The organism is Natrinema versiforme JCM 10478, assembly GCF_000337195.1.
GTDB classification, from domain to species: Archaea; Halobacteriota; Halobacteria; order Halobacteriales; family Natrialbaceae; genus Natrinema; species Natrinema versiforme.
Window position 1 is genome coordinate 25,047 of sequence record NZ_AOID01000032.1, and the last position, 20,694, is coordinate 45,740.

21 protein-coding genes are annotated in these 20,694 nt (G+C 67.3%); 10 read left to right on the top strand and 11 right to left on the bottom strand.

Going from position 1 to position 20,694, the window contains the following annotated elements; translation table 11 throughout:
- Positions 1 to 3 precede the first annotated feature (3 nt).
- A complete protein-coding gene (locus tag C489_RS11840) occupies positions 4 to 444 on the top strand; it encodes a thiol-disulfide oxidoreductase DCC family protein (RefSeq protein ID WP_006431511.1) in 441 nt (146 codons plus the stop codon).
- Positions 445 to 473: 29 nt separating this feature from the next.
- Here C489_RS11840 and C489_RS11845 read toward each other — a convergent pair whose 3' ends face one another.
- Positions 474 to 1,757 carry a DUF7405 family protein gene (locus C489_RS11845; protein ID WP_006431512.1) on the bottom strand — a complete coding sequence of 428 codons (1,284 nt, stop codon included), beginning with the start codon at positions 1,755 to 1,757 and terminating at the stop codon, positions 474 to 476.
- Between the two features lie 157 nt (positions 1,758 to 1,914).
- On the opposite strand from C489_RS11845, the gene dps reads away from it, so the two are divergent.
- Both dps and C489_RS11855 read left to right on the top strand, forming a co-directional pair.
- Positions 1,915 to 2,574: a DNA protection during starvation protein gene (gene dps, locus C489_RS11850; protein WP_006431513.1), complete on the top strand. Its 660-nt coding sequence runs from the start codon at positions 1,915 to 1,917 to the stop codon at positions 2,572 to 2,574.
- A gap of 122 nt (positions 2,575 to 2,696) precedes the next feature.
- Positions 2,697 to 3,149, top strand: coding sequence for an SRPBCC domain-containing protein (locus C489_RS11855; RefSeq protein WP_006431514.1), 453 nt, complete (start codon positions 2,697 to 2,699; stop codon positions 3,147 to 3,149).
- A 69-nt stretch (positions 3,150 to 3,218) separates the two neighbouring features.
- Here the strand turns inward: C489_RS11855 and C489_RS11860 are convergent, their stop codons facing one another.
- Positions 3,219 to 3,875, bottom strand: a complete 657-nt coding sequence (locus tag C489_RS11860; protein ID WP_006431515.1) for an HAD family hydrolase — start codon at positions 3,873 to 3,875, stop codon at positions 3,219 to 3,221.
- A 171-nt stretch (positions 3,876 to 4,046) separates the two neighbouring features.
- On the opposite strand from C489_RS11860, the gene C489_RS11865 reads away from it, so the two are divergent.
- The gene (locus C489_RS11865; protein WP_006431516.1) at positions 4,047 to 5,639 is read left to right on the top strand and encodes an HTTM domain-containing protein; all 1,593 of its coding nucleotides are present in this window, start codon (positions 4,047 to 4,049) and stop codon (positions 5,637 to 5,639) included.
- A gap of 157 nt (positions 5,640 to 5,796) precedes the next feature.
- Positions 5,797 to 6,420 carry a DUF6735 family protein gene (locus C489_RS11870; protein WP_006431517.1) on the top strand — a complete coding sequence of 208 codons (624 nt, stop codon included), beginning with the start codon at positions 5,797 to 5,799 and terminating at the stop codon, positions 6,418 to 6,420.
- Positions 6,421 to 6,462: 42 nt separating this feature from the next.
- Here the strand turns inward: C489_RS11870 and C489_RS11875 are convergent, their stop codons facing one another.
- Both C489_RS11875 and C489_RS21890 read right to left on the bottom strand, forming a co-directional pair.
- Complete coding sequence (locus C489_RS11875) at positions 6,463 to 8,238, bottom strand: MutS-related protein (protein WP_006431518.1); 1,776 nt, start codon at positions 8,236 to 8,238, stop codon at positions 6,463 to 6,465.
- Between the two features lie 73 nt (positions 8,239 to 8,311).
- Positions 8,312 to 8,776, bottom strand: coding sequence for a nuclear transport factor 2 family protein (locus C489_RS21890; protein ID WP_006431519.1), 465 nt, complete (start codon positions 8,774 to 8,776; stop codon positions 8,312 to 8,314).
- A gap of 482 nt (positions 8,777 to 9,258) precedes the next feature.
- Here C489_RS21890 and purF point away from each other — a divergent pair, with 482 nt between their 5' ends.
- Positions 9,259 to 10,731 carry an amidophosphoribosyltransferase gene (gene purF, locus C489_RS11885; protein WP_006431520.1) on the top strand — a complete coding sequence of 491 codons (1,473 nt, stop codon included), beginning with the start codon at positions 9,259 to 9,261 and terminating at the stop codon, positions 10,729 to 10,731.
- A 169-nt stretch (positions 10,732 to 10,900) separates the two neighbouring features.
- Here purF and C489_RS11890 read toward each other — a convergent pair whose 3' ends face one another.
- Positions 10,901 to 12,817 (bottom strand): SLC13 family permease, encoded by a 1,917-nt coding sequence (locus C489_RS11890; RefSeq protein ID WP_049890813.1) that lies wholly within the window; start codon positions 12,815 to 12,817, stop codon positions 10,901 to 10,903.
- A gap of 113 nt (positions 12,818 to 12,930) precedes the next feature.
- Here C489_RS11890 and C489_RS11895 point away from each other — a divergent pair, with 113 nt between their 5' ends.
- Both C489_RS11895 and C489_RS11900 read left to right on the top strand, forming a co-directional pair.
- Complete coding sequence (locus C489_RS11895) at positions 12,931 to 13,326, top strand: hypothetical protein (RefSeq protein WP_006431522.1); 396 nt, start codon at positions 12,931 to 12,933, stop codon at positions 13,324 to 13,326.
- Between the two features lie 91 nt (positions 13,327 to 13,417).
- A complete protein-coding gene (locus C489_RS11900; RefSeq protein ID WP_006431523.1) occupies positions 13,418 to 13,873 on the top strand; it encodes a universal stress protein in 456 nt (151 codons plus the stop codon).
- A 153-nt stretch (positions 13,874 to 14,026) separates the two neighbouring features.
- On the opposite strand, the gene C489_RS11905 is transcribed toward C489_RS11900, so the two are convergent.
- The 4 genes from C489_RS11905 to C489_RS11920 all read right to left on the bottom strand — a co-directional run bounded on the left by C489_RS11905 (position 14,027) and on the right by C489_RS11920 (position 18,715).
- Positions 14,027 to 14,698 (bottom strand): DUF7847 domain-containing protein, encoded by a 672-nt coding sequence (locus C489_RS11905; protein ID WP_006431524.1) that lies wholly within the window; start codon positions 14,696 to 14,698, stop codon positions 14,027 to 14,029.
- A 72-nt stretch (positions 14,699 to 14,770) separates the two neighbouring features.
- A complete protein-coding gene (locus C489_RS11910; protein ID WP_006431525.1) occupies positions 14,771 to 16,024 on the bottom strand; it encodes an ArsA family ATPase in 1,254 nt (417 codons plus the stop codon).
- A gap of 67 nt (positions 16,025 to 16,091) precedes the next feature.
- Positions 16,092 to 17,537: a glycosyltransferase gene (locus C489_RS11915; protein WP_006431526.1), complete on the bottom strand. Its 1,446-nt coding sequence runs from the start codon at positions 17,535 to 17,537 to the stop codon at positions 16,092 to 16,094.
- Between the two features lie 77 nt (positions 17,538 to 17,614).
- Positions 17,615 to 18,715, bottom strand: a complete 1,101-nt coding sequence (locus tag C489_RS11920; RefSeq protein ID WP_006431527.1) for a pyridoxal phosphate-dependent aminotransferase — start codon at positions 18,713 to 18,715, stop codon at positions 17,615 to 17,617.
- Between the two features lie 156 nt (positions 18,716 to 18,871).
- On the opposite strand from C489_RS11920, the gene C489_RS11925 reads away from it, so the two are divergent.
- Together C489_RS11925 and C489_RS11930 are read left to right on the top strand one after the other, a co-directional pair.
- Positions 18,872 to 19,384, top strand: a complete 513-nt coding sequence (locus tag C489_RS11925; RefSeq protein ID WP_006431528.1) for a CinA family protein — start codon at positions 18,872 to 18,874, stop codon at positions 19,382 to 19,384.
- Positions 19,385 to 19,504: 120 nt separating this feature from the next.
- On the top strand, positions 19,505 to 19,990 hold the full coding sequence (locus C489_RS11930) for a metal-dependent hydrolase (protein ID WP_006431529.1): 486 nt from the start codon (positions 19,505 to 19,507) through the stop codon (positions 19,988 to 19,990).
- Positions 19,991 to 20,060: 70 nt separating this feature from the next.
- Here C489_RS11930 and C489_RS11935 read toward each other — a convergent pair whose 3' ends face one another.
- Together C489_RS11935 and C489_RS11940 are read right to left on the bottom strand one after the other, a co-directional pair.
- A complete protein-coding gene (locus tag C489_RS11935) occupies positions 20,061 to 20,327 on the bottom strand; it encodes a HalOD1 output domain-containing protein (RefSeq protein ID WP_006431530.1) in 267 nt (88 codons plus the stop codon).
- Between the two features lie 179 nt (positions 20,328 to 20,506).
- Positions 20,507 to 20,694 (bottom strand): DUF7140 domain-containing protein (locus tag C489_RS11940; protein WP_006431531.1); only part of this gene is annotated, 188 nt, incomplete at its 5' end.

Consider the following 20,694-nt stretch of genomic DNA (forward strand, 5'->3'; position numbering starts at 1 on the left):
CGTATGAGCGAGCCGCAGTTCACCGGTATCCTGCTGTACGACGGCGACTGTCCGTTCTGCTCTGCGGCCTCGACCGCGGTGCGCCAACTCGAGGCCGTCGGCGTCGTTCCGTGGGACGAGCCGGCCGCACAGGACTTTCTCGAGGCCCAGTTCGGCGAGACGCCCTTTGCGCTGTTTTTCGCCGATATTGAGGCCGAGACAATCTGGGCGGGTCGAACCGCTGCGACCGAACTGTGCGAGCGAGCGGGCATGCCGGTCCTCGTCCGGGATATCGTCGACGAAAACTACGAGCAATTTGCGGACGCGATTCGGTTCGTCTCGAGCACCGACCGCGAGATCGACCCGTATCACGACGCGTATCCGCTGGCCGACGACGCCGCGGCGCTGTTCGACGAGCTAGCGGCCGCCGGGAATCGAACGCACGTGCCGACCGGCTCGAGGTGAGACTCGAGTCGCCGCCCGACCGGTCGCCGTTAGGCCGAGTCCGGGTTCGGCTCGGGCAGGGCCCGGAGCCCGCGCGGCGGCACGAGGTAGTTCGCCCGGTTGCGGACCCTGATGTACTGGAGGATACCGTTGTTCGTCCGCGAGCTGACCGACCCCTCGGTGAGGTCGCTCCCGGTCATCGCCTCGCGCGTTTTCACGAAGTCGGCGATCGAGCGCTGTAGCGAGAGGAAGTGGGTGGCTGCCGCGTCGTCGTCGGTCGAATCGAAGTCCCGGCGGAGGATGATCGGTTCGCCGTCCTCGCGGGCTCGCGCCGCCTTCTGGGCGTGGCCGACCGTTCCGCGTCGCGCGGCCTCGGCCGCGTCGCCGCCGACCTCGGCGATACGACTCGAGTCGCCGAGGTTGTCCCCGGCTCCGTCGACGAGCCCCTCATCGGCGTGGGTCGGCGAGAACATCTTGGAGACCCGGATATCGCGGCTGTCCTGTTCGTACCACTGGTGGAGGTGGAGCCGGATCTTCGAGAGGTGGATGGTCGTCCCGCTGGCGAAGGGACCGTCCTGAATCGTCACGCGGTCCTCGCTCGCCTGCGTCTTCCTGAAGCCGGATTTGAACCCCATGAACATCGGCGCGTCCTCGGGAACCGGCTCGCTGTCGGGGATGCCGCTGACACCGGACTGGCGCTCCGCCGGGAGGCCGCTGCCGATGAATCCCGCTCGGCGCTCGGCCACGTCGAAGACCCCCTCGAAAGAGTCCTCGACTTCGAGTCCGTTGATCTCCTCGAGTTCGCCTTTCAGCGCCTCTTCGGCGCTCAGTGTGACGTGGCCGTAGTCGCTGGCCAGATGGACCAGGGCGTCGTACTCGTCGAGTTCGGGGTCCTCGATCGGCGCGAGCGCTTCGGGGTCGGGCAGGTCGACGCTTTCGGGAAGGTCGGCCTCGAACCGGTCGAAGTAGGCCGGGCCGTAGCCGATCGTAAACGCCAGTCCCTCGTTTCCGCGTTTGTAGGCCGTCTCGAGGGTTCGGAACGCGGCCTCGAGTTGCTCGCGTTCGCCGTCGGCATCCGCGGGTCCGTCGCCGACGTACTCGAGGCCGAGCAGGAGGTGGTGTTCGGGCGGCTCGATGTTCCCGTGGTCGTCGGTCGCGAGGAACTCGTTCCACGCGTGCTGGCGGTCGGGGAGTTCTGCGGGGCTGAGCGCGGCCTGTGGCACGTCTTCGGTCTCCTCGCGCTGGAGGCAGGCGGCGAGGGCGCTCGCACCGCCGATGGCGACGGCGCTGCGGACGAACGCGCGACGTGAGAGCCCGCGGTCCGAACCGTTCATACACGCCCCTCGGGGGTTCGCGACTAAGGATATTGCGGTCACCGCGGTCGGCGAGCGGCGGCCAGTGAGTGAAAACCGATCGCAGCCGGCGTGTCGTGCGACTCTCGGCAGTTGCAAGCAAAGATTGAAGCAGCGAGTTATGGGAGTGGACCGGTGGATGTCCGACGAGAAACCACACGCTGCAGGCACCGTCGATGCAGGGGACACGAGCGAGCGCGTCGGGATGAACGTGCTTCGCGAGCGCGGGCTCGAGCCCGAGGAACTGCGCGAGAAACTGATCGATGCGATCGGGGCCGAATTCACGACCTATTACTACTACACCAATCTGCGGATGCATCTCGCGGGTCACGAGGACTACAAGGAAATCGCCGAGGACGCCCGGCTTGAAGACCGGGCCCACTTCGAACTCGTCGCACCGCGAGTGTACGAACTCGGCGGCGCGCTACCCAACGACATTCGGGCCTTCGCCGACCGGGCCTCCTGTCCCGACGCTGAGGTCCCGGCCTCGATGGCCGGCGACGGGAGCTTCGACACCGATTCGCTCAGCGCCGAGAGCATCCTCGAGGTCTTACTCGAGGCCGAACGCTGTGCGATCCGGACGTGGTCGGAGGTCTGTGATATGACTCAGGGGAAAGACCCGCGGACCTACGACATGGCATCGCGTATCTTACAGGAGGAGATCGAACACGAGGCGTGGTTCGTCGAACTCCTCTCGATGGAGCGGGACGGCGAGATCAACCCGGCGGGCCACTTCGTCCGGGGCGAACCCGGCGACGCGCCGCTCTCGACGAACCGGCGGTTTAACGATAGCGCGTAACGCGCGAGAGCGGTCCGAAACGCCCGCCCGCTCGAGGTCTCGCGCTCGGACCGGTGGTCCCGCCGCCAGCCGACGGGATCTGGATCGGTACAGCCATCCGTCCGAGCATGGTATAATATAGCATGATCCAGGTCGAAGTCTTCGCCGAGATCGATGCCCCGCCGTCGGTCGTCTGGGACGCGCTGCTCTCGTTCGACACCTATCCCGAGTGGGACCCGATCGGCCGCACGATCGAGGGCGTCGCCGTCGAGACGACGGCGCGTGCGGGCAGCGCCGAACCCCCCGATTTCACTCGGCTACTCGACGGTCCGATAGCCGTCACCGTCGACCCCGGCAGGCGACTTGCGTGGCTTGACCGGCTTGTCGTTCCCTTCGCGTTCGACCGCTACCACGAGTTCCACCTCGTGGCGATCGACGGCGGCGAGCGAACCCGACTGCTCCAGCGGGAGACGGTCCGGGGCGCGTTCGCCCCGCTCGCGTTCGACGAGGCCCGCGTCGAACGGGCGTTCGTCGAGATGAACGACGCGATCGCGGCCCGCGCCGAACGCCGGGCGAGCGCGAACGCGATCGCCTGATTCCCGATCCGTAACCGGTCGTCGCCTGCCGAATCAATCCCGTCCGCGCCATCAGACCAACTCGACTCGTCAGACCAACTCGAGCAGCGCCTCGAGGGACTCGATTTCGTGTGCCGGCTCGCTCGAGAGGTCGTACTCCCTGCGGTGGTCGCGCCGGATGAACGCCGCGTCGATGCCGGCCGCGTCGGCCGCGGCGATGTCGACGCGGCTGTCGCCCACGAACAGCGGGTTTTCGACCGCGAGGTCGGCGAGCGCCCGCTCGAGGTAGTACGGCGTCGGCTTCTTGCGCTCGATGCCCTCGAGGGTCGGCTCGCGACCGTACCAGACGTCGACCGCGAGGTCGCAATGCTCGAGAACGTTCCCGATCGTCTCGTGTTGGTTGTTACTGACGATCGCCGTCGGGGTCGACAGCGACTCGAGGGTCGCGACGTCGTCGTAGTGGCGTTTCCGACCGGCCCGAAGCTCGGCGAGTTGGGCCGCGATCGCGGCGTCTTCGCGGGCGCGCCAGAGGTCGTTTGGATCGATGCCGTGGCCGTCGGCGATTTGCCGCAGCGAGGACACGTCCGGACTGAGCAACGTCTCGATGTGATCCGTGGACGGATCGGCGACGCCGACGCTCTCGAAGGCGTCGGCCATCGCGTCGACCAATACGTCCCGATCCGTCGGCGTCGTCAGGACGCCGTCGTTGTCGAAAATAACCGCGTCGTACGCCGTTCGGGTTCCCATGTAGCCTGTCGTAGGACACGGAGGGCTTTCGGCGTTGTGTCCGACAGCGACCGCGGTTTCTCCGCACTTGCCCGACCGACCCGATAGTCGGCCTCGAGCCCCATCTATCGGACGACGAGAAAATACTTATACATCGCTTGACAATCCGCCAGCCACTTCACTGATCCCGCTATGACAGCCGCCCGATCCGATTCCGCGACGCCGACCGACGACTCGGTGACGACGCTCGAGTCGCTCCGAGCGGTCGTCCGGTTGCGCCTCGGGATCGATCCGCGAGCGCTCGCCGCGTTCCGGATCGGGCTGGGGCTCATCGTCCTGTGCGATCTCCTCGTCCTCCGGCTTCCGGGGCTGGTCACGTTCTACACGGACGCGGGCATCTTCCCGCGCTCCGCACTCAAGGGCCTCTCGCCCGCGCTCGCGAAGTGGTCCCTCCACGCCCTCTCGGGTTCGGCGTGGGCACAGGGGCTCTTGCTCGCGATCACCGGCATTTTCGCGGCGTGCGTGCTCGTCGGCTACCGACACCGGCTCGCGGCCGTCAGCACGGCGCTGCTGCTCGCGTCGCTTCACGCCCGCAACCCGTATCTGGTCAACGGCGGCGATACGATCCTCATCTCGTTGCTTCTTTTGGCGGCCGTTCTCCCGCTCGCGGCCCGGTGGTCGCTCCGCCCGCGTCGGCTCGAGTCCCGGTTCGCGAGCGGGGAGCACCGCGACGACTCCCGCGTGGTTTCGACGGCGACCGCGATCCTCTGTCTGCATATCGTCGTCATCTACGCGATCAACGCGATTCTCAAGTTCCGGAGCGACGCGTGGCTGTCCGGCGTGGCCGTCCAGCGGATCTTCCGGCTCGAGGACTTCGTCGACCACGCAGGGCCGACGGTCGCGGAGTTCCCCGCTCTCCTGACCGCGATCAACTGGCTCTGGATCGCGGTTCTCGCCGCGTCGGTGCTGCTCGTGGTCGCGCCCGGTCGGCTCCGGACCGCGACCGTCGCCGCCTTCGTCGGCGCTCACCTCAGCATGGCGGCGACGATGCGGCTGGGTGTCTTTCCGTTCGTCATGGTCGCCGTCCTGCTCGTCTTCCTGCCACCGCGGGTCTGGGACCGCCTCGAGCGCCTCGTTTCGGCAAGTGGGCTCGAGGGGCACCTCGAGTCCCTCATGGGGAGAGAGGCGACCGGAACAACGGGTCCGGAAGCGACTGCGAGCGGGATGAACAGGGGGACAGGTACGCTGGAGGCGGCGAACGCGGAAACTGGCCCGACTGCAGCCGGTTCGAGGGTCTCACCGCGGGTTCGGCGCGGCACCCGAATCGCTGCGTCGGCGCTCCTCGTCTGTCTGTTCCTCGCCGTGGTTAGCTGGCAGGTCGCCGCAGCGGGACTCGTCGATACCTCGGCCTCGAGCGACGACGGCGCGCTGGGGAGCGCGAGTTGGGCCTTCTTCGCGCCGGACCCGCCGGATTCCTACAGCTGGTACGTCGTCGAAGCGACCGACGAGTCCGGGACCGCAACCGATCTGGTCACCGGCGATCCGGCGACGTTCGAGCGCCCGGACAACGCCATGGATCGGTACCCGACGACGCTCTGGAAGCGGTACGGGACGAAGGGACAGGGCGCGGGCGACGCCGCCCTCGAGTCGGCGGGCGCGTACTTCTGTGACCGCGCTCCTGACGGAACCGAGTCGGTGACGATCTATCGCGTCGAACAGCCGGTCGACGCGGACGGGCCGGTCGGCGAGCCGATTCCCCACGAAAAAGTCACGCGGGCGTGTTGACAACCGGGTCCAGTGGGGAAACGGGAGCTGCCACTGGCGCACTGCTCCGACCGGAGGTTCAAGTACCGGCGGGCGACCAGAGCCGCCGTGAGCTACGAGATGAGTCCCGAGGCGCGCGTCGCGCAGTCCGATTCACGCCGTTCCGGCCGGGTGGACGATGGGCCATAGGGCGCTCGTCGCCTACCGGCGGCCGGATCGCCTCTACGACCTGCGGTACAGCCACTGGGGCGGCGAGGCGCTGTCGCTGGCCGACGAGATCACGGCGGCGGCCCCCCTCGCCGACGGTGCGATCGAGGGGTCCCTGCTTGCGGACTCGATCACTCGCGACCGCATCCTACAGGATTTCCTCGATCCCTGCGTCCACGAGGCGCTCTATCTCGTCGCGCCGGCCGACGACTACGCGGTCGACGCCTACCGCGTCTGCTGGCTCGAGTGGGGCGACGGCCGCGACGACGGCCGAGGTGCGATCGTCGCTGCTCGGTCCGACGACGAGGATGGAGCCGGGACCGGGACTGGCAACGAGGGCGAGCGTATCGAGACCTGGTTTCGCGCGACCAAGACCGCGCTGGCCGACATCATCGAGATGGGCGCGCTCTCTCGGCGGGCCGCACAGGCGTACCTCGAGGCTCGCGTCTGCGAGGATCAGGACGGTATCCTCTACACGTACGGCGATTCGATCGACGAGGAGTCGTCGTACACGCCGACGCCCGATCGCTGGCTCGGCGAGGGGAGCCACGAGCGCGACGAGGGGACCGGTGGTGCGGGCGAACCCGACGAGTAAGGTGAATGGACGAAACGAAACCGCGATCCGGGCTCGAGAGACTCACTCGCCGGTGGTCCAGCGCGCGTCCGCGAGCGTCCGCTGGACGACCTCGTTGCCGACCGCGTCCGCCAAGGTCTCGAACCCGGCCCGCTCGCTCCGGTCACCGGCGTTTGCCACCAGCCGCGAGACGATGAACTCCGGCGTCGAGCGGCCCACGGTATCGAACCGGGGCTGGTAGTCGACGAGCAATTCGAGGTCGGGATTGAGCCCCTCCGCGAAGATGCCGTCGACCCGCGCCTCTGGCGGGAGCGGCTCTAAGTCGTCCGCGAGGTGGGTGACGAACACGCCCAGCGCCTCGCGGTCGACGGAGAGCGTGACGAGGCCGTGGAGCAGGTCGGCCGCGCTGCCCGGTTCCGTGATCGCCTCGAACTCGTCGACCAGCATCAGCGTGCGCCCGCCGGTCGAGAGCGGCGGGACGATCGACTTGAGCGTCGACTCGAGGACGCCGGCGTTGAAACTCGCGTGCCGGCGGTGGAAGACCAGCGAGTCGACGGGCGTCACCTCGGCCCGGTCGGCTGGCACCGGCAGCCCCATCGCCGCCAGCAGGACGACCTGACACAGCGTCTCGAGCAGGGTCGTCTTCCCGCCGCTGTTCGCGCCGGTGAGGACGGCGACGCGTTCCCTGCTCGGAACCGAGTCGACGCCGGCCGGGACGCTCGTCACGCCGTGCTCGCCGAGGCCGTAGGTGACTGGCTGTACCGACTCCCCATCGTGTGCGGCGAGCGTGAGGTTGCGCGCGTTGACGACGGACACCGCGGCGTCGTCGCGGTCTCTGAACACGGGACGGGTACAGTCGTACTCGAGTGCGAAGCGAGCCAGCGAGAGGTGCAAGGCGATGTCGTCGACCGCCCCGACGGCCCGATCGATCGCGTCGCGGGCCGTTGCGAGCGTTTCCTCGAGTTCGCTCGCGACGGTCTGCTCGCGCTCGTCGACCGCTTCGGTGAGGTCGGACCGGAGCGCACGCAGGGTTCCGCCGACGAAGTCGGTCGCGTCTGTCGCGTCGGTCGGCATCGCGTCTCGAACCCGGTCGATCGTCGCGTCCGTCTCGGTCAACACGTGGTCCTCGAAGGACTGGCGGAACCCCTCGGCGTCGTGGACGCCCGCCGAGCGCAGGTCCTCGATCACCGCGAGCGCGTTCGCGTCCATGTCCTCGACCGCGCCCAGATCGTCCCGGAGCCGATCGAGTTCCTCGTCGGCACCGTCTCGGACCCTGCCGCCGTCGAGCGCCGAAAGAGCCTCGGCGGCCTCCGCGAGCGTTTCCGCCTCGAGGTCCGCGATCGCGGCGAACGGACCGGAGTCGACCCCGGCCTCGAGCAGCGCCAGCGCGGCCTCGACGGCCGCGTGCTCGCTCCCGTCGCGCTCGTCGTAGCGCTCGTAGGCCTCGAGTACGGCCTCGCGGTCTTCCTCGGTGAGATCGGCCCAGGCGTCCCGTGCCGCGAGCACGTCGTCGAGTCGCGATTCCATCGCCTCGCGCCCGTCGAGGGGCGTGAGCACCCGGATTCGATCGGCCGCCCGTTGGGTGACCGCATGTTCGACCGCGAAATCCAGTAGCTCCTTGTAGGCCGACCGCGCGTCACTGGTCGACAGGATGTCCATGCCCGCGCCGCCGGTCGCCCGCCGGAGGATGCGAGTCGCGCGGCCACGAGCGAGTCCGGCGTCGGCAAGCGCCCGCACGTCGCCGCTCTCGATCGCCCGAATCGCCGCCTCTCTTCCCAACTCGTCGACCAACGTCTCCCGCGTCTTCGGGCCGACCCCCCAGTACTCCTCGAGTCGCATACGCTGTTGACTCGAGGCGAGTGTCTTGAACACTGCGCCTCGTGCGGCCGGAGAGACCCACGCGACGGCCCCGCTACTCGTAGAGTTTCCACTCGCCGTTCTCGGTCCGGAGCTCGTACGTGAACGTCTCGGTACTTGACTCGCCGTCCGATTCCATCGTTATCTCGATTCGGACCTCGGCGACACCGTCGGACTCCGAGAGGATCTCCGTGTTCTCGATCGTGACGTCCGTCCCGTCGTAGTAGGACAGATCCGAATCGGTGACTTCGCCCTGGGGCGACTCAGAATGGACGAGCGCGTTCGCGGTCTCCCCGTCACCGTCGGCGAGCGCCCGATGGAACCGTTCGACGACTGTGTCCGGTCCGTCACTCGTTCCGTCGTCGGTCTCCCCTTCGGTACCGCCATCGGAGTCCCCATCGGTTCCTCCGTCAGTATCGCCGTCGGTGCTCTCAGCGGCATCGTCGCCGGAGGAACCAGCACAGCCGGCGAGCCCGGCGGACACCACCGCAGTGAGCCCGAGATATCGTCGTCGGTGCATCGATCGGTACCTGTGCAGACGGCCGGTTAGCCGTTTCGGCCGAATTGGCTGTCTGCTGCTAAATTTATTGCTATTCCCAAGAGATTATAGAGGAAAAAGCCGACAGGTACAACTACTACCGAGTTCGATGGACGAATACGATACGGACCAGCCACGTGTGCTTCGCTCCATCGTGACCCAGTCTATCGCCGTCACGGAGGCCAAGCGATTCGTGTCTCCTGTTCACATTCGTGTGTGGGGTTCCGGTTTCGATCGCGGCCTACTCGAGGCACACCGGTTTCGATGTCCCGCCGACTACCGTCAAGCACCGTCGTATCGATCGGACGCTGCCGTCGTGTGGTCTGCCACTGGTATCCACGAACGTGAATATTTCTCGAGTCCGATAGGAGTCGAAGCAGCACAAACACGGGGATTTTTATCGGCTCGGTGCCCTACTGACTCCCATGACTGATGGGCGGGGCGAAACTCCCCGGCGAACAGGGATGACCGAAAAGTGTGGCGTCGTTGGCGTCTCACTTGACGGTCGAGACGCGGCACGACCGTTGTACTACGCGCTCTATGCACTCCAGCACCGCGGACAGGAGTCCGCGGGGATCGTCACCCACGACGGATTTCAGCAGCACAGCCACGTCGAAATGGGGCTCGTGGGCGATGCCTTCGGCGAGGGAGACCTCGACGCGCTCAACGGGGCGGCGGGGATCGGCCACGTCCGGTATCCGACGGCCGGTTCGGTCGACTCCTCGTGTGCACAGCCCTTCTCCGTCTCCTTCAAGAGCGGCTCGCTCGGCCTGAGCCACAACGGCAACCTCGTCAACGCCGACGAGATCCGCGACGAACTCGCCGCCGCGGGCCACGCCTTCACCAGCGACGGCGACACCGAGGTCATCGCCCACGACCTCGCGCGCAACCTCCTCGAGGAGGACCTCGTCCGCGCCGTCAAGCGCACGATGGGGCGAATCCACGGCTCGTACTCGCTGACGATCACCCACGACGACACGGTCCTCGGCGTTCGGGACCCCCAAGGGAACCGCCCGCTCTGTATCGGGGAACTCGAGGATGGCTACATTCTCGCCTCGGAATCGGCGGCGATCGACACCTTAGACGGGGACCTCGTCCGTGACGTTCGGCCGGGCGAACTGGTCGTCCTGCAGGAAGACGGGGAGGGCTTCGACTCCTACCAGCTCGTCGAGAACGAGAACACCGCCCACTGCTTCTTCGAACACGTCTACTTCGCGCGACCCGACAGCGTCATCGACGACACGCTCGTCTACGAGGCCCGCCGGAACCTCGGGCGCAAGCTCTGGGAAGAGAGCGGCGTCGAGACCGACGTCGTGATGCCGGTCCCCGACTCCGGACGGGCGTTCGCGTCGGGCTACGCCGACGCGGCGAGCGAGACGACCGCCGACGGCGAGCCACGCGATGCCGACGACGACGGCGTCGAGTTCGCCGAGGGCCTGATGAAGAACCGCTACGTCGGCCGGACCTTCATCATGCCGACCCAAGACGAGCGCGAACGCGCGGTCCGACTGAAGCTCAACCCGATCAAATCCACGATCGAGGGCAAGACCGTCACCGTCATCGACGATTCGATCGTCCGCGGCACCACCTCGACCCAACTCGTCCAACTCCTCAAGGACTGCGGGGCCGAGGAGGTCCACGTCCGCATCGGCGCGCCCGCGATCGTCGCCCCCTGTTACATGGGCATCGACATGGCCACCCGCGAGGAACTCATCGCCTCGGACAAGTCCGTCGGCGAGATCCGTGACGAAATCGCCGCCGATAGCCTCGCCTATCTCTCGACCGACGCCGTCGCCGACGTGCTCGGGAAAGAGCGACTCGACCTCTGTCTGGGCTGTGTCACCGGCGAGTACCCCTACGACATCGAGGGCGAAGAGACCGACCGCGACGTCAGCCGACCCGACGTGGGTGACCAACGGCTCCCCGCGGACGACTAACAAACTTTTGCGCTGCGGGCACGCCGGAGGCGTGCCCTCGGCAAAACTTTGATGAAAAGCACTCCTCCTTCCCCTCCAGCCGCGCGTCGCGCGGCTTCCGGGTCAGTCGTCGGCCCGCTCGTTCGCGCCTGCGGCGCTCACTCGCGGTCGTAAACGTGTCTTCCCGTACCTATCCCTGGAACGCGTCCGCGAACTCCGCCGGGAGCGTGCCGATATCGATCCCCCACGCGATCGGGAGCCAGCCGACCGCGACCAGCGTGATCAGGACGATGCCGATGACGTTGAGCCCGACGCCGATCTTGGCCATCTGGGGCAGCGTGATGTAGCCGCTGCCGAAGACGATCGCGTTCGGCGGCGTCGCCACCGGGAGCATGAACGCGAACGAGGCCGCGGTCGCGCCCGCGATCATGAGTCCGAAGGGGTGGACGCCGATGCCGACCGCGACGCCCGCGAGGATCGGCATGAGCATCGCCGTCGTCGCCGTGTTCGAGGTCACCTCCGTCAGGAAGATCGTCATCACCACTACGGCGAACAGGATCGCGATCATCGGCACGCCCTCGAGGAGGCCGAGCCCCTCGCCGATCCACGCCGCGAGACCGGTCTCGCCGAAGGCGTTCGCGATGGAGAGTCCCCCGCCGAACAGGAGGATGACGCCCCACGGGATGTCCACGGCGTTTGTCCAGTCGAGCAGGAAGGTGTGGTCGCCCTCGGCGGTCGTCGTCGGCAGCGTAAACAGGACCAGCGCGCCGCCGATCGCGACGATCGTGTCGGCGTCTTCCGGCGGCGCGACGCCGAGGAGCGGATCGAGCAGGCTCGAGCCGATCCACGACACGGCCATCCCGACGAAGACCACGGCGACCAGCCGCTCCTGCCGGCTCATCGATCCGAGCCGCTCGAGTTCGCGGTCGATCGTGTCCGCGCCCGCGGGGAGTTCATCGAACTGCGGCGAGACGGCCCGCGTGACGTAGCCGTAGACGGCGACGAGGCCGACGATCGAGATGGGGACGCCGTAAAGCATCCACTCAGCGAACGACACCGATTGACCGAACAGCGCGTCGGCCTGTCCGGCGAAGAGGACGTTCGGCGGGGTCCCGATCAGCGTCGCGACGCCGCCCACGGATGCGCCGTAGGCGATACACAGCATCAGCGCGACACCGAACGAGAAGTTCCCCTCGCTGGTGTCGACCTCGAGCCCGGTCTTGTCGACCAGATCGGCGGTCTGATAGATGACCGCCAGCGCGATAGGGACCATCATCATCACGGTCGCGCTGTTCGAGACCCACATCGAGAGGAAGGCCGTCGCGAGCATGAAGCCGAGAATGAGCCGCGAGGGCTCGGTGCCGACGGCCTTGATCGTCCGCAGTGCGATCCGCCGGTGGAGGCCCCACCGCTGCATCGCCATCGCGAGGAAGAACCCGCCCATGAAGAGGAAGATCAGCGGGTGGCCGTAGGACGGCGTCGTGTCTGCGACCGGCAGCGCGCCGGTCAGCGGGAACAGAACGATCGGGAGCAACGACGTCGCGGGGATCGGAATCGCCTCGGACATCCACCAGACGGCGACCCACGCGGTGACGGCGGCGACGGCCTTCCCCGCGGCCGAGAGCCCGTCCGGCGTCGGCGAGAGGAAAATGAGCACGAACAGGATGGGTCCGAGGACGAATCCGATTCTCTGACGGAGCCGATAGGTGCCGCCGACATCGAACGGCGAGCCGCCGTCGTCGCCGCGGTCGCCGCGGTCACCACCGCCGGAGCCGCCGTCGTCGCCGCGGTCGCCGCGGTCACCACCGCCGGAGCCGCCGTCGTCGCCGCGGTCGCCGCGGTCACCACCGCCGGAGCCGCCGGAGTCCTCGCCACTGGAGGTCTCGTCGCCGGATCGATTCTCCTCACTCGTCGCCCGATCGCGACCGCCGTCGGGGAATACCCGCCGTGCGAGGCGTCGTTCTTCGGCCGTCAGATCGTCCATGTCCGCGATCATGGCCGGCGCGTCGAGCGCGAGATACGCCTTCGTCTGGGCGTTGACGGTCCACAGGTACGTCCACAACCGCCGAGAGGCCGATCCGGGGGCCGACTCTCGCTCCCTCACCATGCTCCGCGTTGCTCCCACGGGGAGCCGTATAAATAGTGATCGCTTACATCACCGAGCCGAACTGAAACGGAAGCGAACAGGACACACAAGACGCTGCACGGACAATCCGAGCTATGCCACTACTGCAGTTCGATACGACGCTGTCACTGTCGGACGCGGAGAAGACCACCCTCGCCGACCGGGTGACGGCCCTCTACACGGACGAGATGGCGACGACCGCGGGCCACGTCGCCGTGACGATCCGTAACCGCGAGCCAGCTGATCTCCACCTCGGGCGCGCCGTCGACGGCCCGTTAGTGTTTCTCGACGCCGAGATTCGACAGGGCCGATCGCTCGAGCGAAAGCGCTCGTTCGCGCTGGCAACCATGGCCTACCTCGGGGACACCTTCGACGTCCCCGATGAGAACATGAAGGTCGTGTTCACCGAGCATCCCGGCGAGTCGATGATGGGCGTCGACCGCGTCGGTGGCGAGTGGGACGAGGACGGCGACGGCGAGGACGACGACTGAGCCTCGAGTTTTGAGACTCGAGAGTGCCGTACGGACGGCGATACACACGACCGCTGAAACCACTATCCGTCTCGGTCTCGAACGCCGATACATGTACCGCGTGTTGCTTCCCGTCGACGACACCGAATCGCGAGCGCGGGCCCAAGCGGCGGCCGTCCGCGACCTCCCGAGCGCAGCGACCGATGTCTCGGTCGACGTGCTCCACGTCCGCGACGACGCCGGCGGCACGGACGCCGAGTGGGCGGCGGGCGGGTTCGCCGAGGAGTACGCCGACGAGATGGAGCGCCTGCAAGGAGACGATTCGCTCCCCGGGTCGGTCGAGGCGGCGGTCGACGTACTGGAAGAAGGGAATCTCGAGTGGACGGTCCGAACGGCGACGGGCGATTCCGCGGAGACGATCCTCGAGGCGGCCGCGGAGTACGACAGCGACGTGATCGTCATCGGCGTCCGCAGTCGGTCGCCGGTCGGCAAGGTGCTCTTCGGGAGCGTCGCGCAGGCGGTGATTCTCGATAGCGATCGCCCGGTAACCGTCGTCCCGGAGAACTGAACGGACCGATTCCGTCAGCGACGGCGAGCCAGCCCGGTCAGCGGTTTCGCTCGCTTCCGGAGTCAGTCGTTGTCTCTCCAGTGTCCCTCCCCACTCCGTTTGTGTTCCGTCGTCCGTCGCTCCTCACGATAGTCGGTTTCGCCATCGTTCCTCTCAGACCGTGGGACGGTTCTCGAGGTAGACGCGAGCATACGCGAGTTGGACGATCGGACTGCCGATCGCGGTCAAGACGACCGTGACGGCGAGGGACGCGGGAGCGAGGCCATCACCGAGATCGGTAACGCTGATATCGGTCCCGACGAGCACCATACCCACTCCGCCGACGAAAACGATCGCCCTCGCGAGGGAGATGCCGAACAGTTTCACGAGGTTTCCCTTGGCGGCGGTCCAACTCGTCTCGAGGCTCTCGATCGCGTCCTGGTCGTCGATGACGCACGCGGGGAACGCAAGCGAAAGTCGAACGGCGAGATAGAGTCCCGGGAGCAGGAGGAAGATCAGTCCGATCTCGACAGCCAGAACATAGACGACCGTGGCACCGAACAGCGACGGGTACTGCTGGCGGACGGCAGTCGATGCTCGAGCAATGTCACTCGACTCTCCGAGCGCTTCCTGTTCGCCGATCGCGTGAGCGAGCGCGTCAACGTATATCACGGCGAGGAAGGCGGCAACGGTGACGAGCAATCCGAGGGTACCCGGACCGTTACTGAACGCCTTGAGCAGCCCGCAGAGGAGGAAGACGACGATCAGAACCGGATTTCGACGGAGCCATTCGGTCGCAGTGACGAGGGTTCCGACCGTCCCTATTCTTCGGAGGACTTCGACCATATAATACGATATCCGAAACTATGTGTAAAAATACTGTCTTCGAGACGGATACGGCGATCCCGTTGCGCCGGGCTACCGCAGGCAGGCGGCGACGACCTCGAGCATTCCCTCTCCGCGGACCTCTTCCGCGAAGAGGGGGACCCGCCGAACGTCGGTGCCGCGGAAGAGGTCCTGTGCCTCGGCGAGCGCGTCCTGCTGGACGTCCCACCGCCGCTGACAGAACTCGCAGTCGTCGAGGTTCGGCTGCAGGAACGCGCCGTCTACGTCGTCGGTAACGTTCGACAGCGGCTCCATCACCCGGTTGACGACGACGGTCCCCACCGGAATCTCGAACTCGCGGAGCTGCTGGCGCAGGCGCTTCGATTCGAAGACGCTCATCTCCTCGGGGACCATGACGATCCGGAAGTCCGTCCGCGCGGGATCTCGCAGCGCCGCCCGCAGGCGCTCGATGCGTTCGCGCAGTACCTCTAAGTCCTCGAGGTCGTTGTCGTCATCGAGATCGTCGCCGCCGCCGAACATCCCCTTGACGCCGTCGAGCATGCCGCCGATGCGCTGGCGGAACTTCACGAGCCGGCCCATCATGGTGTCCATGATCTCGGGCAACTGCAACAGTCGAAGCGTGTGGCCCGTCGGGGCCGTGTCGACGATCACGCGCTCGAAGCGCTCGTCGTCCATGTACTCAAGCAGGAGTTGCATCGCCGCGGCCTCGTCCGCGCCGGGCATCGCGCCGCCGAAGAGGGCGTCCATCGGCGACTCGCCGCCGAGCATCTCGCCGAGGCCGCCGAGGGGGCCGCCCTCGGCTCCCTCGCCGCCGGGGAAGGGTGAACTTCCGCCGCCGATCCCGTCTGCGCCGCCGGCGAACGGGTCGTCCGCGTCCGCTCCCGTGTCTGTCCCCGAGCCCGCGCCCGCGCCGCCGAACGGCGTCTCGCCTCGCTCCATGGCGGCCTCCGGATCGATCTCGGCCGCGTAGAGGGGGATGTCGTCGCGGATGCGGCCGGGATCGGACGGGATGTCGGTCTCGAAGGTGTCCGAGAGCGAGTGGGCCGGGTCGGTCGAGACGACCAGCGTCCGGGTGCCGCCACGGGCGCTGTCGAGCGCGGTCGCGGCCGCCATCGTCGTTTTCCCGACGCCACCTTTCCCGCCGTAGAGGACGTACTCGGGGCCGCCGATCGGCTCGTCGGACGGTTCGACGTCGACGGTCTCGCGCTCACCCGTCTCCGCGTCGTCGACCGAGTCGGTCGGGGTCACCTCGATGGAGTGTGCGTCGTCGTCGTCGCTCTCCTCGTGCTCCTCCTCGTCGACCGGTTCGACGTCGATGCCGCTCATGCGTCCCGGTTCCCGGTCCGAACACGAGTATTCGTCGGTTGCTCGCGCGGCTGGCGGCCCGATGGAGCTACTCCTTGGGCGTCACGTCGAACGTCGGGGCGACGCCGCGGACGGCGTCGATAAGCGCCAGACAGACTGGAACGGCCCACAGCGTCGCGTACAGGGCCTGCGCGAGCGGGTTCGAAAGCAGCGAGTACCTGAGTTTCGCCCATCGGCTCTCGAAGCCAACCGCCTCCCACGCCGCACGGTAGGACTGCCAGCCGTAGTAGCACCAGACGACGCCGTTGAACAGGACCAGCGGCAACAGTGCCGCCGGAACGACGGCTCCCGACGATCCGGTGAGGGTCAGCCACAGGACGGCCAGCCCGACCGGCAGCCCGAGCACGTTCGTCACCGACAGGAGCTGTGTCAGCACGGTCCCCGCCCAGAACCGCCCGCGCTCGAGCCCGGACCAGCCCGGCGTCAGCAGGTGCCGGTACGGGCCGCGAACCCAGCGCCGTTTCTGGTTGACCCAGGCCTTGAGGTCGGCCGGACAGAGGTCCTGGACGTAGCGGTCCATGACGCCGAGCGTACAGCCCCGTTCGTGGGCGGCGACGCCCAGCGCCATGTCCTCGGTCACCGCGTCGAGCTGCCAGCGATCGAGGTCGTAGAGGACGCCGGCCGGGACGAAGTAGGCCTTCCCCAGCAGCTGGTAGGGGCCGTCGGCCGAGTTCGCATAGATCAGATCCGACCACGCCGCGATCCCCATCGACTCGAGCAGCGGGAGGAGGCCGTCGCCGACGTTTCGGGCGGTCTGTTTCGCTTGGACGATGTCGTACTCCACGAGGCCGGCGGCGGCGAGTTCGAACGTGTCGAGGGGAACCTGCGTGTCCGAGTCGAAGACGGTCACGACGTCGTCGGCCGCAAACGAGAGCGTCGTAAAGGCGTAGGTCAGGGCGGCGGCCTTCGTCTGCGGGACGCCCGTCCCCCTGAACGTCCAATCGCCGGGCGAGCGGTCGGCCGCGAGCGCCGCCCGGTCGACCGCGACGAACTCGACGGCGAGATTGCTCCGGCGGGCGGCGACCGCCTCGCGGACCGCCGAGACGGTCGGGTCGTCGGGTTCGTAGATGACGGACACGGTGACGTTCGCGGTCGGATACCGCTGGGCGGCGATGTTGTCCAGCGTCTCCTCGAGGACGGCCGGTCGCTCGCGGTAGATCGGCACCAGAACGCGGATTCGACGGACCGCCGACGCGGGGAGCCGACAGTCCGATGCGGCCCCGGGTTGGGACCCGTCTGCCGGCCGTTCCGTTCCCGATGGCGGAGACGTGATGCCCGACCCCGACCCACCGTCGGGCCGCGCCAGCGGCCGCTCCCGGTCGTGTTCGGCCGCCTCGGCGACCACTCGCTCGAGGGTTCGGTCGTCGACCACGGCATCGGATCGGCAAACGAGCAGCGTCGCCAGCGCGCAGTTGCCCACGAAGTACACCAGTTGGGTCAGGGCGAACACCGCGACGACGACCTCGAGCAGCATTGAGCGAAGGATCGGCCGCCCCGCGTATCGGTATTTCGGCCGGACTGTCACCGTCGCCGATCGGTCAGAAGCGGCCGTCAATCGAAGTAGGTTGCCAGCCGCTCGGCCGCCTCCTCGACGCGCGGGGTCACGAGAGCAAAGCGCAGCCACGCCGTCCGCGAGTCGCCGAAGGCCTCGCCGGGCATCCCTGCGACCCCGCCCTCGTCGATCAGCCGCTCAACGTTCGCGAGCGTCCCCGGGTAGCCGTCGAAGCGGGCCATCACGTAGAACGACCCGTCGGGGCGGGTGTACTCGGCACCCGCCGCCTCGAGCGCGTCGGTAAACGTCGTGACGCGTTCGCGGAGGCGCTCCCGGTTGCGCTCGTAGTAGTCGGGCCCGGTCTCGCGCAGGGCGTTCAGGACCGCGTACTGGCCGGGTCGGGTCGTCGCGACGTTGACCAGCATGTGGCGGCTCTTGGCGTCGTCGACCAGTTCCGGCGGGAGGATCGTGTAGCCCACCCGAACGCCGGTGATCGCCATCGACTTCGAAAACGCGTTCGTGACGATTCGATGGGCGGAATCGGTCTCGAGCGCGCTCGCGAACGCACCCGAGAGGTCGTAGTGGTCGTAGACCTCGTCGCTGATCAGGATGGCGTCGTATGCTTCGGCGACGGCGACGAGTTCCCGCATCGTCTCGGCGGGGTAGACCGCGCCGGTCGGATTGTTCGGCGTGGTCACGACGATCGCGGCGGTCTCCTCGCTTGCAGCCGCGCGGACGGCGGCGGGGTCGAGTTGGCCGTCGTCCTCGGTCGCGACGAACCGCTGGGTGCCGCCGAGCATCGTCGTCTTGCCGGGGTAGTAGGGATAGACGGGATCGGTCAGCAGGATCTCGTTTCCAGAGTCTCGCTCGAGGGCCCGCGCCATCGCGAGGTAGTTCGCCTCGCCCGCCCCGTTCGTGACGATGACCTGCTCGGCGTCGACGCCGCGGCGCGCGGCGATCTCCTCGCGCAACTCGAGCAGCCCCTCGCTGGGCGGGTACTGGAACCGGTCGGGCTCGAGGTCGGCGTACTCGCGCAGGCCGTCCCGGAGCGCCTCGGGGGGCTCCCAGTCGGGGTTCCCGCTGACCATGTCGACGACGTCGCGGTCCGCCGCGTCCGCGTACTCCATGACCCGGAAGAAAAGCGGCGTCTCGTAATCCATAGTCGGTACTGGACGGCCGCTGCTGGTTTGGCTTTTCGTTTCCGCGCCGAGCGCGACGGAACTCGGCCGCTCGAGTGTGGCCGAACCAGGTGGGCGGTGACTCACACTGGGCCGGCAACCCTCGCTTTCACAACGATTCCGCCCCTCGATTCGGGTATGAACGACGATATCGACCGCGAGCTGCCGATGGACATCGCCGACGCCCTGCGGGACGCCGAGGAGACGCTGGCCATCGCCGAGTCCTGTACCGGCGGCCTGATCGGTGCCGCGATCACCGCCGTTCCGGGCGCGAGCGACTACTTCGATTCGGGGCTGACGACCTACGCCTACGACGCCAAACGGCGCTACCTCGGCGTCAGCCGGGAAGCCCTCGACGAACACGGTGCCGTCTCCGAACCCGTGGCCCGCGAGATGGCACGGGGCGTCCGCGACGTGGCCGACGTGACGTGGGGGGTCTCGACGACCGGCGTCGCCGGCCCCACCGGCGGCACCGAAGCGAACCCGGTCGGAACCGTTTATATCGGCGTTTCCCACGCGGGACCGTGGGGGTCCGAGGACTCGTACGCGACCGTCTCCCGCTACGTCTTCGATGGCGACCGCGCGGACGTCCGCGCCGCGACCGTCGAGCAGGCACTCGCGGACCTGCTCGCGGAACTCGAGGCGCGCTGAACTGGAGAGACGGCCGATCGCCGACCTCAGTTTCGGAGGCATCACGCAGCCGAATTGACACGGATCAGTGACAGTCTCGAGAGTAAACTATTCCCCCGTCGGCTCCCCAGATGCGGGTAGATGAACAAGAAGGGCCACGTGCTCAACGCCGTGCTGTTGAGCATCGGACTGGGGTATCTGCTCGAGCCGACGGGGGATCTAGAGACGTTTCGAACGATGATCATGATCGGTGTGCCGGTCTCGCTGGGGGCGCTGTTCCCGGATGTCGACACCGCCTTCGGCAAGCACCGGAAGACGCTGCACAACCTGCCGATCCTCGCAGCGTTCGTCGCCTTTCCGTACGTGTTCGGCAACCTCGAGTACGTCTGGATCGGCGTGTTGACTCACTACGTCCTCGACGTCGCGGGGAGCAAACGCGGGATCGCTCTCTTCTATCCCCTCTGGAAGAAGGAGTTCGGGCTGCCGATCGGCGTCGCGGTCAGCAGCAAGCGCGCCGATCTAATGATGGTGCTCGTCACCGTCGCCGAACTGGTGCTGGTCGCCCTGGTCGTCTTCGAGATCCCCCAGTGGGGCTTCGAGATGGGCCGGAAGACGCTCGGTATCTAAGCTCGCGCCGTAAGCGGGTGCGGTCGACCGTCTCGCAGCCCGGCTGTCCGCGGCCGGAGTGGAGGCCGCTTTACCCGTCCGCAGCGATAATCGACAAGTTGTTCTCCTCGATTTCGACGCGGTAGCCGTCGACGGTAAACGCGATTTCGGGGTGCGTGCCGGTGCTGACGAGCGAGTCGAGTGCTTCCGGATCGATCTGTTCGTACAGGGTCGTGCCGAGCACCGTCGAGAGATCGGTCGGGTCGACGCCCTCGATGCCGGCGATCGCGTTGACGATGGCGACGGTCGGCGTCGTGTTCGACCACGTGTAGCGACCGGAAAATAATTCGTCTCCCATGGCTGTCCTGTTCGATAGACTATCGATATCCCACTTCACTATGCGGTGACTATCCACACGAAAACCGACGGTTATCGGAATCGGTAACACAGCCGAACGTTACCGTCCGTAATCGAGGACAGACAGACACCTGGGATGACTGTGCCGTCCCGAGTCGAAAAGACGGAATCCTCTCTCGCTTACCGGCGGTTCGGCGACCACTCGTCGCAGGCGTCCATGTCGTCCATCGCCGTCTCGTGGCGGGCACAGTAGGGAACCATCCCCTCCGAGGAGCGGACGTACTCGAAGTGCTCGCAGTTCCCGCAGTAGCGGTCCGTCGGTTCGGCCGGCGTCTCGGTCCCGGACCTGTCTCTTATACACATCTCTG